We start from the raw sequence: 13,168 nt of genomic DNA on the forward strand, positions 1-13,168 counted from the left end.
TCTAACCACTAATAACTTTAAGAATATGTCAGTAGCCAAAAAAGATTACAAAAGAATAACCACAAAGTCTTTAATCGAAATGAAGGCCAACGGAGAAAAGATTTCGATGTTAACCGCTTACGATTATACCATGGCAAAAATTGTTGATGCCGCCGGAGTTGACGTAATTTTAGTGGGTGATTCTGCCAGTAATGTTATGGCCGGACACGAAACAACACTACCAATCACTTTAGATCAGATGATTTATCACGCGTCAAGTGTGGTTCGCGCTGCAGAAAGAGCATTGGTGGTTGTGGATTTGCCTTTCGGAAGTTATCAGTCGGATTCCAAAGAAGCATTGCGTTCTTCGATCAGAATTATGAAAGAAAGTGGTGGTCACGCTGTAAAACTCGAAGGCGGAAGCGAAATTAAAGATTCCATCAAAAAAATATTAAACGCCGGAATTCCAGTGATGGGACATTTGGGTTTAACACCGCAGTCAATTTACAAATTCGGAACTTATACCGTTCGTGCCAAAGAAGATGCAGAAGCAGAAAAACTATTGGAAGATGCTAAAATGTTGGAAAAAATCGGGTGTTTTGCCTTGGTTTTAGAAAAAATTCCATCCGCTTTGGCTAAAAAAGTAGCAGAAAGTATCTCGATTCCGGTTATAGGAATTGGCGCCGGAAGCGGCGTTGACGGTCAGGTTTTGGTATTGCACGACATGATTGGAATGACACATGAATTCAGTCCGCGTTTCTTACGACGTTATATGAATCTTTACGAAGACATGACAAAAGCCATCGGGCAATATGTTGATGATGTAAAAGCTCAGGATTTCCCTAATGCTAATGAGCAATATTAGTCGGCAGTTTTCAGTAATCAGTTAGCAGTTATTTTAGTGTCTGAAAAAATTATATCTACAAAGGACAACCTTCAAATTCTTCACGAAGACAATCATATTATTGTCATCAATAAGCGCGTGGGCGATATCGTACAAGGCGACAAAACCGGTGATAAACCGCTATCGGATGTTGTAAAAGAATACATTAAAGAGAAATACAACAAGCCAGGAGATGTTTTTTTGGGAGTTGTGCATCGGCTTGACCGACCTACAACAGGAATCGTGATTTTTGCGCGAACCTCAAAAGCTTTGACGCGTTTAAATGAAATGTTCAGTCAGCGAGAAACTAAAAAAACGTATTGGGCCGTGGTAAAAAACCAGCCGCCAAAAACGGAAGATATTTTGATTCATTTTCTGAAACGAAATCCGAAAAACAATACATCCAAAGCCCATTTAAAAGAAGTTCCGGAAAGTAAAAAAGCCAGTTTGGATTATAAAATTATTAAGAAACTGGATAATTATTATGCCTTGGAAATCAATTTGCATACGGGAAGACACCATCAGATCCGTTCGCAACTTTCTGCTATTGGCTGTCCGATAAAAGGCGATTTAAAATACGGTTTCGACCGAAGTAATCCAGACGGAGGCATTCATCTTCACGCCCGAAAATTAATTTTCACCCATCCCGTTACGAAAGAACTGATTGAAATTACAGCACCGGTTCCAAATGATACTATTTGGAAAAGTATTTGATTTTTTGTTAATTTAACAAATTAAACCTTAATATTAAGCTGTATGAAGAAACAATTACTTCTTTGCTGTTCGTTGCTGAGCTTAACCGCTTTTTCACAAGAGCATTTTTCCGGAATTAACATTTCCAAAAGATCCGGTTTGTTAAACGCTACGGTAAATCCGGCAGAATTGGTTAACATGTCGAGAAAATTCGATGTTGCAGTATTCAACACCAGTGTGAATGTATCTAACAATAAAATAAAATTTAACGATATCATGAAAGGTGAAAATCTGGAAGATAAAATCTTTACCGGGTCTGATCCAACGAGCATACGACTGGATGTATTGATACAAGGTCCTTCTGTTGCTATGAAATATAAAAAATGGGCGTTTGCCCTTGCTTCGGCTGGTAATATTAAAGCGAATGCTACTGATGTCGATGTGAACTTTGGAAATGCAGTTACGAATTCCTTTTTAGGTACGGCACAAATTAATTCGCAATACAATCAACGATTGAATGCTGCCTCCTGGGGAGAAATCAATCTGTCGGCCGCACGGAATATTTTTGAGAACGACGACCACAAATTCAGTGGTGGTGTGACTTTAAAATTACTCTTCCCGGGTTCTTATATGAATATGGGTGTTGATAAACTTCAAGGTCAGGTTACAAACGATATTACGACCGGTGATGTTTATTTGTATAATGCAACGGCCAACGTAAATTTCTCTTATTCCGGATCATTGGCCAACAGTTATAATGACAATTCCAATTATACCAATCTCTTTGCAGGAGGATTAAACGGAGTTGGTGCTGATTTCGGTTTCAATTATCAATGGAAAGAAAAAGTTCAGGTAGCTACTGATGGTGGAGACAAAACGGTAGATGAATATAAATTAAACGCAGGATTGTCTTTCAGAAATATGGGAAGCATGACGTTCAAGGACGATAATAATGAATCTGCGAACTATCAGCTTACTATCCCAACAACCAACCCATTAAATCTTGCTGATTTTGAAAATTCGGAAAGCGTAAGAGATATTGAGCAAATTTTAATGGACCGAGGCTATCTCACCAAACAATCTTCTAACGGAGATTTCAGAGTAAAACTGCCAGCGGTACTGAATGCTTATATTGATTATAAGATTCATAATAAATGGTATGTTTCTGCCTACACGCAGCAAAAATTATCCGATGACAGTCAGAACGACTTTACCACTATCCAGAACATCATTACCCTGACACCACGTTTTGCCGGTAAAAATTACGAACTGTATCTGCCGTTGTCAAGCAATGAGGTTTCCGGATTTACAACCGGTTTTGGTTTCCGATTGGGTGGTTTCTTCTTAGGATCCGGTTCTATTGTAACTGCTGCGTTGAACAATTCAAAACAAGCCGATATTTATATGGGATTCCGATTCGGTATATAATCATATTTAACAAACATAACCACATAATTTTATGAATGATTTTTTAAGAAAACTGGAAAGTTTAAAACAAAACGGATATCAATTAGACTTAGGAGATGTTATTTCACAAAGCTTTGAAAATTACAAGAAAATTGCAGTAACGGTTGGTATTGCAATGATTTTAGTTTCAATAGTTTTTATAGTTGTCGGATTAGGTTCATTGGGTTTTTTGGTGGGTTTTAATGATTTTGCTCAGAAAATGACCGATTTTCAGATTACCAATTTTTCCACTCTTACACTTGTCCTTTACATTTTTGGAACTGCTGTGTTTACAGCACTTACCTACCCTTTTACAGCAGGTATAATCAAAATGTGTCATGAAGCCGAAATTGGTCACGAAATTAATATTTCAATGGTTTTCGATCATTATAAGTCCGATCGTTTTAAAGACCTTTTTTTGTCAGCACTTCTCATTTCATTTGCCACCACTTCTGTCGCAACATTATGTGAATTTGCCGGTTATAAGTTCATCGGAATGATTTTTACATACGGAATTGCATTTTCGGCAGTTTTCATGATTCCGCTGATTATTTTCGGAAAACTGAATTATATGGATGCAATTAAAAACAGTTTTGCATTGGTATTCAAACAACCTTTCGTAATTTTAATAGCTTTAATTGTTGCATTTATTATGGCCATAATCGGATTTTTCGGACTTTGTATCGGGATTTTCTTTACCATGCCTTATTTTTATTCAACACATTACGTTTTATACAAAAATGCAGTCGGCATCATTGACAAAAGTGAAATCGATGACATAGGTGTTCCGGAAGTATAAATCAAACTCAAAAAATCAAAACCCATGAAATGGAGAGGAAACAGACAAAGTGACAATGTGGAAGACCGCAGAGGACTTTCAGGCGGAAAAATTGCTGTAGGCGGTGGTATAATCGGTATTATCGTTTTATTGCTCAATCTTTTTGGTGGTGAAAATGCGCAACAGCTAACACCAATTCTCGAACAGATGCAGCAAGGACAACAACAACCAACCGAACAACGGGAGCTTACCGCTGAAGAAGTTGAGATTGGTGAATTTGTCAAAACCAACTTTGCTTTCATGGAAGACACTTGGGTTAAAATTTTTGAAGAAAACGGACTGACATACGAAAAACCGAAGATGGTTTTATTCACCAATCAGGTTCAAACTGCCTGTGGTGGCGCAACCTCGGCATCGGGTCCTTTTTATTGTCCGGGAGATAAAAAAGTATACATGGATATGGCTTTTTTTGAAGAACTCAGAACCCGTTTCGGAGCCAAAGGGGGTGATTTTGCTATCGCATACGTAATGGCACATGAAGTAGGACATCATGTTCAGACTTTGTTGGGAACTTCCGGAAAAGTACGACAGTTACAAGCCGGTAAAAGTGAAGCCGAAGCCAATAAATTATCAGTTTGTTTGGAATTACAGGCCGATTTTTATGCTGGACTATGGGCTTATCACAACAAACAGTATTTAGAAGAAGGTGATATTGAAGAAGCGTTAAGTGCTGCGAATGCGGTTGGAGATGATGCCATTCAGACCAAAATGCAGGGACAGGTTAATCAGGAATCCTTTACGCACGGAAGTTCGGAACAGCGTATGAAATGGTTTATGCGAGGTTATAAAACCGGAGATATAAAGCAAGGTGACACTTTTGCAGAAGAATTAGAATAAAAAAATCGGGATCTTTTCCCGATTTTTTTTATCTATAAACTGATCACTGAATTTAGCCCAACCAGCCATCACGATCTAAACTCCGATATTGAATGGCTTCCGAAATATGATTGGGCGCTACTTTTTCCGAGCCTTCCAAATCGGCAATGGTTCTTGACACTTTCAAAATCCTGTCATACGCACGAGCGGAAAGATTTAACCGTTCCATAGCCGTTTTTAATAATTGCAGTGATATTTCATCCAAAACACAATGTTCACGTATCTGTTTGGTACTCATTTGCGCATTGTAATGAATATGTTCAAAATTTTCAAACCGAACGGCCTGAATTTCTCTTGCTTTCGTTACCCTTTTTCTGATTTCAACACTACTCTCTCCGTTTCGGGTATCGGATAATTTTTCAAAAGGAACCGGTGTAACTTCAATATGAATGTCGATACGGTCTAATAAAGGCCCCGAAATCTTACTCAAATAGCGTTGCATTTCGGCTGGCGATGAACTCACCGGGGCATCCGGATCATTGAAATAGCCGCCGGGACTTGGATTCATACTCGCCACCAACATAAACGATGACGGGTAAGTTATCGTAAATTTAGCTCTTGATATCGTCACTTCCCGATCTTCCAAAGGTTGTCGCATGACTTCCAGAACTTCACGTTTGAATTCCGGCAATTCATCCAAAAATAAAACACCATTATGAGCCAGTGAAATTTCTCCCGGTTGCGGATAACTGCCCCCTCCAACCAAAGCCGCACTTGAAGCATTATGATGCGGACTTCGAAATGGACGTTGATTCATCAGTCCGGTATCTTTTACTTTTCCGGCAACACTGTGAATTTTAGTGGTTTCCAAGGCTTCTTTTAACGTCATTGGCGGTAAAATACTGGGTAATCGTTTGGCTAACATTGTTTTTCCGGCTCCTGGTGGTCCGATCAGAATAAGGTTATGTCCGCCGGCCGCTGCAATTTCCATACACCGTTTTATCGACTCCTGCCCGCGTACTTCAGCAAAATCAAACTCGGGATAGTCTAAGGTTTTATAAAATTCTTCACGGGTATTGATTACGGTTGGTTCCAATGTTCCTTTGCCTTCAAAAAAATCAATGACTTCCAATACGTTTTCAACTCCATAAACATCGAGTCCGCTTACAATGGCTGCTTCTTTAACATTTTCCTTTGGAAGAAAAAAACCTTTGTAACCTTCTTCTTTGGCTTTAATTGCGATGGACAAAGCTCCTTTTATGGGTTGCATGCCTCCGTCAAGGGAAAGTTCTCCCATAATAATGTACTTTCCGACTTCTTCCGGTTTTATCTGACCGGTAGCTGCTAAAATCCCGATGGCAATGGTTAAATCATAGGCTGATCCTTCTTTTCTCAAATCAGCGGGTGCCATATTGATGGTGATTTTTTTAACAGGAAGGGTATAACCGTTATTCTTTAAGGCTGCAGCAATCCGATAACTGCTTTCTTTTATGGCATTATCAGGTAATCCTACCAAGTGGTAGCCTACTCCTTTATCTACATTTACCTCTACGGTAACGGTCGTGGCGTCTACTCCGAATACGGCGCTTCCAAATACTTTAACTAACATGGCGTATATTTTTTTCAAATATACTATTTTTCTTATAAAAAATTAAAATTAATTAATTTTACATTAATTGCATAAATAAGAATTGTCATACACATCTATCATAGGAGTGATTAAATTAAATAGCGCGAGAACAGGAAACCACATTACCCAAAGTTGAGATCGGATTTAATTAATGTTTTGGATTGAAAAAATTAATTATAAACTAATTGGTTTGGCTACGGCTTAGTCGTTTGCGTATGAAAAGAAAGGAGGTTAATTCCCTCCTTTCTTTTTTAAAATTATAAAAGCACATAAAAGTATAATTATACATCCAACTATAGATAAAATTAATCTCCATGGCTCATAATTACCAATTTTACCTGAAAAAATTTTAAAAACAATAACTGTACAAATTAATAATAGAATAATTAAAGGTACTAATATCGGTAATTTCATAAATAAAATTTAATTAACAACCTGCGGCTGCTCCAGTTAATGCTCCACCAATTCCTCCACCGATTGCACCAACTGCACCAGCTGAAACTGTTCCAACAACAGGCAATGCCACAGTCCCAACAGCTGCACCAGCTAATCCTAAAGTAGTTGCTCCAGTAACAGCTCCGCCAAGAATACTAGATACACATTTACCCCAACCTTTCCACCAGCCTTTTGCAACTGTACCATTATACTTTGTATCTAATGCTGATATAGCATTTACAAGTTGTCTTTGAAATTCAATTTCTTCAACAAGGACTTGTTTTTCTTCTAATGATAAATCTGAATTAATAATTTCGTTTTCTTTTTTGTTTAAGAAATCAAAATATTTGAATTCATCCTCAAAGACACTCGCATTAGCAATTAAAGCAGCTTCAGTATAGAATCTTTCAGAACAATTAGCTGGTCTGATTGGTTCATAACTTACCGGTGCACCATTTACTTGTAATCTTTCCTTAACATAAATATTTATATCTTCTTGGGAAAATTGTCTACCTTCATTCTGTTTGATAAACTCAGCGGTCTCAGCAATACTAAGAATTATTTTACTTATATACTCTTTATTTGGTTTTATATCATCTATTCTATTTGATGAAACATTTGTAGTTGCTTCTTTAGAATCGCTATCATTTGAACAAGAATAGATTCCACTTAAAGTAATTGCAATTAATGCGCTTAAAATGATTTTTTTCATTATTTTAGTTTAAATTAAATTTAGGCAGTCTTACTTCATGTCCTCGAAAAACATTTAATAGGTAAGGCTGCTTTTTACTTTGGTTGGAAAACTTGAAACTTTTGAAAACCCAACCTTTCATTTCCAAATGTCTTTTTAAGGTTAGCTAATCCTTATATTGTAAGTTACAATTTTGTGAGTACAATCTTATAATTATTTTTCAAATAAAACAAAATAATTTATAAAAATTTACTTATAAAAAATTTTCAATTGTAAGAAAAAAATGCATTAAACTGATTACTAAGTACTTTTGTTATTATTCTTACAAATAAAATCTCGTTTATAATTAATATCGGGACTAAAATACCCTTTCACAGCTAGTATAGGAGTTATTACAATCAATTAAAGCTTACATATTAGGAGAATTATATATCCAAAAAGTTATAGGAGAAATAAATATAAAAATAGAATGTTGATAACTACTAACCCCGATTTAAAGATTCAGGGGTGTAGCTCATTGTAAATCTTTAGCCAAGTTGCAAATTACAGCAAAAGTTGTTTCTTCAGTTTTTCGTATTTACTGTTTTAAAAACTATATCTGAAAGCTGCACGAATTTTTCATAAATTTGAAAAAAATTACAAGTAAGAAAATTATGGGATTATTTAACGCCATTATGGGAAATGCTTCGGAAGTAAGCATCGAAAAAATTTCACAGGAGTTCCAACCGATTTTAATCAATGGGGAACATATTGAAAAAGCGTACAAAATTGTTCGTGATATGTTTGTTTTCACCAATAAAAGATTGATTTTAGTGGATAAACAAGGACTAACAGGTTCAAAAGTAGATTATCAGTCGATTCCCTACACAAGCATTAAGAAATTTTCTAAAGAAAGTGCAGGAATAATGGATTTGGATGCAGAATTAAAAATATGGGTAACCGGAGAAGCTTTACCGATTAAAAAACAATTTGGAAAAGACAACAACATTAACGAAGTATATCAGATTTTAAGTCAGCATATATTGAAATAAAAAAACGCCACTCGATTGAGTGGCGTTTTTTTATTATTATTATTTGAATTTAGCAATGCCGCTTTCTAACCAAGCTTTGTATTCATCGGAATCCGGAGTATAACCTACCGGTGAATTTAAATCTTTACCATCAGCATCAGTTACCACATAATAAGGCTGAGCATTGATATTATATCGCATTATCTGGAAATCTCTCCATTTTTTTCCGATAGTTGTAACTTCCTGACCTGTTTTCTTTGAAATGTATTGTTGATCCTTTGGCAATTCTCTTTGATCATCTCCATACAAAGAAATTAAAACAACTTCATTCTTAAGGATTGACAAAATCTCAGGTTTAGACCAAACGTTTTCTTCCATTCTTCTGCAGTTTGCACATGCGTGTCCAGTGAAGTCCAACAGAACTGGTTTATTTTTGGTTTTAGCATACGCTAATCCTTTATCATAATCTGTAAATGCAACAATTCCGTGAGGCCCATTTTTAGCGCCATCAGGTAATTTAATTTCATCTGAAGCAGATTTAGTACCAACACCACCTGAATTTTCACTGTATTCCAATGGAGGTGTATAGCCACTCAAAATCTTTAAAGGGGCTCCCCATAAACCGGGAATCAAATAGATTGTAAATGTTGTTACCAATAAAGCCAACAACAATCTGCCAACTGAAATATGTGTCAATGGACTATCATGCGGCAATGATATTCTTCCGAATAAATAAACCGCCCAAGCCCCAAAAACAGCAATCCAAATCGCTAAAAAGACTTCTCTTTCCAATAAATGAAGTTGCAAAACCAAATCTGCATTCGATAAAAACTTGAAGGCAAAAGCTAACTCTAAAAATCCTAATGAAACTTTAACCGTATTCAACCATCCTCCAGATTTTGGCAAAGAGTTCATCCATCCGGGAAACATAGCAAACAGCATAAAAGGCAATGCTATTGCGGAAGAAAATCCAAACATACCTACAATTGGTCCGATTCCGCCACTTTTTGCAGCTTCTCCTAATAAAGTTCCCACAATTGGTCCGGTACAGGAAAAAGATACGATTGCTAAAGCAAGTGCCATAAAGAGAATACCCACAAAACCACCTCTGTCTGCCTGACGATCAATTTTATTAGCCCACGAATTTGGCAAAACTATTTCAAATGCGCCTAAAAATGAAGTCGCAAAAAAGATTAATATCGCAAAAAATATAAGATTAAACCAAACGTTTGTTGACAACGCATTTAATGCATCCAAACCAAAAATAGCAGAAACCAATAATCCCAAACCTACATAAATCAGAATGATAGAAATGCCATAATAGAACGAATTTCGGATTCCTTCTGCTCTGTTTTTACTTTGCTTAGTAAAGAAACTTACCGTCATTGGAATCATCGGGAAAACACATGGTGTCAGTAAAGCTGCAAATCCTCCGAGAAACGATAAAATGAAAATCATCCACAGTCCTTTTTTCTCTTCTTTTTTCTCCAATGGTTTTTCTGTTGAAGCGGTAACGGCTTCTTTCACTTCTGAAGATGATACAGAATCCTGAACAACTGTAGTTTGCGATGAAGCGGTATCGACTGAAGTTGGAGTTACAGCAATATCTGAAACATTTGCATTTGAAGATGGTAATTTAAATTCAAGATTAGTTTCTTCCTGAATACAAGATTCTTTACAAACCTGATATTCAATATGTACTGAAATAGATTTTAAATTCGGATTTGTTATTTTTACTATTTGACGGAATTGTGCTTTGCCTTCAAACATGTATTCATCTACCTCAAAAATATCGCTGTAGACTTTCTTATATGGACTTTCTTTTGTCTTCCCAACTAATTCATAATTCCCTTTAACATTTTTGAATTGAAAAACTGATGGTAACGAACCACCTTCGGGAGTGAATTGCGAAAACATATGCCATTCATGTTCTATCTTGGCATCAAAAACCAAAACCACTTCAGTATCTGACTTTTTTTCAACAGAAGTTTTCCAATTAACTTTATTTGAAATCTGTGCTTGAGTACTTAAAAAAGTAAATGATAATAGCAGTAGGGCAAATAATTTCCTCATTATTTTAATTGAATTTTTATAATTGTTTGTGTTGTTTTATTTACAGAAAACCGCCTGTCTGCACGTTTACCGACTATCCAAACGACTTCATTTTCAGAACATAAAAGCCGGGCATTTTCCTTATCAATGAGTGAAAATTTCTCGTCTTTAAAATATTTACTCACCTTTTTCTTTCCCAACATTCCCGATGGGTAAAAATAATCACCTTCCTGCCATTTACGAAATACCAACGGAAACTTTAACGTATCTTTATCAACAAATATACAGTCTTTCTGATCTAATGTAATGTCACCTTTGTTACAAACCTTCAATTTTAATGGAACATTAAGATTTGTATTGTCTTGGTAAACAAGAAAAGTTTCAGACTCCGCCTCGCTTTTTTCAGCTAAAATAAGTTCATTCCGATCTTTCAGCAATCGGTATTGGTCTGAAAAAATTTGCTTTCCGGATTGCGCGTGAACCAAATCGTAAATATCATTCCACGCCGTAAATCCGAATGGTTTGAGCCATTGGTACAAATAGGCCTGATAATTTGGTAAAATCAATAACTCGGTAAGGTTTATTCTTTTCTGATAATCAACATCTTCTACTACTTTTCGATACACAATTCGCGAAGCATCGTCTACCATAGATTGCGCTTGTTGCAGATTTTTCAATGTTTGCTGAAAAGAATCCGAAAAACCAGAATTGAGTTCTTTTAAAATCGGAATTACATTGTGACGGAGTTTATTGCGTAAATACTTATCAGAAGCATTGCTGCTGTCTTCTCTCCATTGAACGACATTTTCCTGAGCATAACTCTCAATGTACTCACGGGAAAAAGATAGTAACGGCCTGATAATTTTGCCATTCTGCTGCGGAATTCCGGTAAGACCTTCCAATCCGGTTCCTCTGCTAAAATTGATTAAAAAGGTTTCAATCGAATCGTCTAAATGATGAGCAGTAAGCAAATAATCAAACCCTTCATTTTCCAATATTTCGTTAAACCAATTGTAACGCAATTGACGTGCAGCTACCTGAATAGATAGTTTATATAAATCAGCATATTTTTTTGTATCAAAATGATTTACGAATAATTTAATATGGTAACGATTACAGACTGATTCTACAAAAACTTCATCTCCTTCACTTTCACTGCCTCGCAGTTTAAAATTGCAATGCGCTACGGAAATATTGAAATCAGATTGCCTGAAAAGATGCAACAAAACCATACTGTCAATACCGCCGCTAACGGCAATAAGCAGCTTTTTTCCTTTTAGGAAAGAAAGGTTTTGACTGATATGATTTTGAAATTCCGATAGCATAGCCAAATGTACTGATTTTAATTCTCTGTTAAAACTTCCCGCATCGCCTTTGCCTTCAACAAACATTCTTCATATTCACTTTCCGGTTTTGATTCGGCGGTAATGGCACTTCCTACAGAGAAGGAAATATATTTTTCTTTAGAATTGTACAAAATACTTCGAATTACCACATTGAAATCAAAGTCGTTATTCGGCGTAAAATAGCCTACTGCTCCACTATACAAACCGCGTTTGGTTTCTTCCAGTGCTTCAATGATTTTCATGGCGGAAATTTTTGGGGCTCCGGTCATGCTTCCCATTGGGAATGTCGTTTTGATAATTTCAATGGGCGAAGTAGATTCATCAACTTCAGAAACTATTGTTGAAATCATCTGATGGACTTGTTTGAACGTATAAATACCACTCAATTCTTCAACGTTTACCGAACCTTTTGTGGCGGTGTGTGATAAATCATTGCGAACCAAATCGACAATCATAATGTTTTCCGAACGCTCTTTTGGATTTTGAGATAATTCGGTTTTTGATTGTTCGTCTAAAATTGAATCTGAAAAACGTTTAGAAGTTCCTTTTATGGGTTGCGAGATGATTTTCGTCCCTTCTTTTCGGATATAGCGTTCCGGAGAAGCAGATAATAAAAAATCGGTGTTATTTTTAAAGAAAGCTGCAAATGGCGGTTCGGAAATAGCATTTAGTTTCTGATAAATTTCCAACGGATGGATTTCGGTATTTTCGGCAAAGAATTCCATGCAGAAATTCGCTTCATAAATGTCGCCACGATGAATGTGCGTAAGCATTTCATTTACTTTTTCAAGATAGCTTTCTTTTGAAATGCGTTGCTGAATTTCTACTTCTGTTTTCTGATTTCTGATTTCTGATTTCTGATTTCTGATTTCTTCAAAATCTTCTTCTAACTCATCATCACACATATTCAGATAGCAGATTTCCAGTTCGTTGCCTTTCAGTAAAAAGAGTTTTTTGGGCTGAAAGAAAAACAAATCCGGAAAATGTAAACCGTCAAAATTACTGGATTTTAAGGCTTCGGTATCGTTTTTTAAATCGTACGACAAATAACCGAACAACCAATCTTTTGATTCCTGTTGGTATTGCTTTAAATCGTCAAAAGCATTGTGATAATCCGTTTTGATGGAAGTCAATGCATCGCAGGCCAGCACACATTCATAACTTCCGTAATGCTGCGGATAATGGTTGCTGTCCAGAAATACGACTTCCCGAAATTGCTGCGACCAATTCAATAGATTGTTTTTGAATTGATTGACGTCTGATATAGGTTTAAAAACCGAAGTTCTCAATAGTTCTGTTTTGTTAGTAAAATTACGGTTTACAAATAAAGTTCGCAACGAAATTTCACA

The 13,168-nt window shown here is 36.2% G+C and carries 11 protein-coding genes; 6 read left to right on the plus strand and 5 right to left on the minus strand.

Features of this window, described 5'->3' with window-relative positions:
* Positions 1-25 precede the first annotated feature (25 nt).
* From panB to ypfJ, 5 genes are read left to right on the plus strand one after another with little or no spacing between them, the layout of a single operon-like run.
* Positions 26-844 (plus strand): 3-methyl-2-oxobutanoate hydroxymethyltransferase, encoded by an 819-nt coding sequence (gene panB / locus FCR2A7T_RS11350; protein WP_023571442.1) that lies wholly within the window; start codon positions 26-28, stop codon positions 842-844.
* Between the two features lie 36 nt (positions 845-880).
* The gene (locus FCR2A7T_RS11355) at positions 881-1,576 is read left to right on the plus strand and encodes an RluA family pseudouridine synthase (RefSeq protein WP_023571443.1); all 696 of its coding nucleotides are present in this window, start codon (positions 881-883) and stop codon (positions 1,574-1,576) included.
* Positions 1,577-1,618: 42 nt separating this feature from the next.
* A complete protein-coding gene (locus tag FCR2A7T_RS11360) occupies positions 1,619-2,983 on the plus strand; it encodes a DUF5723 family protein (protein ID WP_035118306.1) in 1,365 nt (454 codons plus the stop codon).
* Positions 2,984-3,014: 31 nt separating this feature from the next.
* Positions 3,015-3,800, plus strand: coding sequence for a hypothetical protein (locus FCR2A7T_RS11365; RefSeq protein ID WP_023571446.1), 786 nt, complete (start codon positions 3,015-3,017; stop codon positions 3,798-3,800).
* 24 nt (positions 3,801-3,824) lie between these two features.
* The gene (ypfJ, locus tag FCR2A7T_RS11370) at positions 3,825-4,676 is read left to right on the plus strand and encodes a KPN_02809 family neutral zinc metallopeptidase (RefSeq protein WP_023571447.1); all 852 of its coding nucleotides are present in this window, start codon (positions 3,825-3,827) and stop codon (positions 4,674-4,676) included.
* 52 nt (positions 4,677-4,728) lie between these two features.
* Here ypfJ and FCR2A7T_RS11375 read toward each other — a convergent pair whose 3' ends face one another.
* Positions 4,729-6,264, minus strand: a complete 1,536-nt coding sequence (locus FCR2A7T_RS11375; protein ID WP_023571448.1) for a YifB family Mg chelatase-like AAA ATPase — start codon at positions 6,262-6,264, stop codon at positions 4,729-4,731.
* Positions 6,265-6,712: 448 nt separating this feature from the next.
* On the minus strand, positions 6,713-7,432 hold the full coding sequence (locus FCR2A7T_RS15270; protein ID WP_023571449.1) for a hypothetical protein: 720 nt from the start codon (positions 7,430-7,432) through the stop codon (positions 6,713-6,715).
* 632 nt (positions 7,433-8,064) lie between these two features.
* Here FCR2A7T_RS15270 and FCR2A7T_RS11385 point away from each other — a divergent pair.
* Entirely contained in the window at positions 8,065-8,442 is a 378-nt protein-coding gene (locus FCR2A7T_RS11385; RefSeq protein WP_023571451.1) for a PH domain-containing protein, read from the plus strand.
* 39 nt (positions 8,443-8,481) lie between these two features.
* On the opposite strand, the gene FCR2A7T_RS11390 is transcribed toward FCR2A7T_RS11385, so the two are convergent.
* From FCR2A7T_RS11390 to FCR2A7T_RS11400, 3 genes are read right to left on the minus strand one after another with little or no spacing between them, the layout of a single operon-like run.
* Positions 8,482-10,494, minus strand: coding sequence for a protein-disulfide reductase DsbD family protein (locus FCR2A7T_RS11390; RefSeq protein WP_035118307.1), 2,013 nt, complete (start codon positions 10,492-10,494; stop codon positions 8,482-8,484).
* A complete protein-coding gene (gene tilS / locus FCR2A7T_RS11395; RefSeq protein WP_316928590.1) occupies positions 10,494-11,864 on the minus strand; it encodes a tRNA lysidine(34) synthetase TilS in 1,371 nt (456 codons plus the stop codon). Before tilS ends, FCR2A7T_RS11390 begins: the two co-directional genes overlap by 1 nt.
* The gene (locus FCR2A7T_RS11400) at positions 11,816-13,108 is read right to left on the minus strand and encodes an anthranilate synthase component I family protein (RefSeq protein ID WP_035118523.1); all 1,293 of its coding nucleotides are present in this window, start codon (positions 13,106-13,108) and stop codon (positions 11,816-11,818) included. The genes tilS and FCR2A7T_RS11400 overlap by 49 nt, the downstream gene beginning before the upstream one ends.
* Between the last annotated feature and the right edge of the window lie 60 nt (positions 13,109-13,168).

Source organism: Flavobacterium cauense R2A-7 (assembly GCF_000498475.1).
Taxonomy (GTDB): domain Bacteria; phylum Bacteroidota; class Bacteroidia; order Flavobacteriales; family Flavobacteriaceae; genus Flavobacterium; species Flavobacterium cauense.

Excerpts from the sequence above, each read along its gene's own strand:
- panB (WP_023571442.1), top strand. The coding sequence starts at position 26 with ATGTCAGTAGCCAAAAAAGATTACAAAAGAATAACCACAAAGTCTTTA.
- FCR2A7T_RS11360 (WP_035118306.1), top strand. The coding sequence starts at position 1,619 with ATGAAGAAACAATTACTTCTTTGCTGTTCGTTGCTGAGCTTAACCGCT.
- FCR2A7T_RS11365 (WP_023571446.1), top strand. The coding sequence starts at position 3,015 with ATGAATGATTTTTTAAGAAAACTGGAAAGTTTAAAACAAAACGGATAT.
- ypfJ (WP_023571447.1), top strand. The coding sequence starts at position 3,825 with ATGAAATGGAGAGGAAACAGACAAAGTGACAATGTGGAAGACCGCAGA.
- FCR2A7T_RS11375 (WP_023571448.1), bottom strand. The coding sequence starts at position 6,264 with ATGTTAGTTAAAGTATTTGGAAGCGCCGTATTCGGAGTAGACGCCACG.
- FCR2A7T_RS15270 (WP_023571449.1), bottom strand. The coding sequence starts at position 7,432 with ATGAAAAAAATCATTTTAAGCGCATTAATTGCAATTACTTTAAGTGGA.
- FCR2A7T_RS11385 (WP_023571451.1), top strand. The coding sequence starts at position 8,065 with ATGGGATTATTTAACGCCATTATGGGAAATGCTTCGGAAGTAAGCATC.
- FCR2A7T_RS11390 (WP_035118307.1), bottom strand. The coding sequence starts at position 10,494 with ATGAGGAAATTATTTGCCCTACTGCTATTATCATTTACTTTTTTAAGT.
- tilS (WP_316928590.1), bottom strand. The coding sequence starts at position 11,864 with ATGTTTGTTGAAGGCAAAGGCGATGCGGGAAGTTTTAACAGAGAATTA.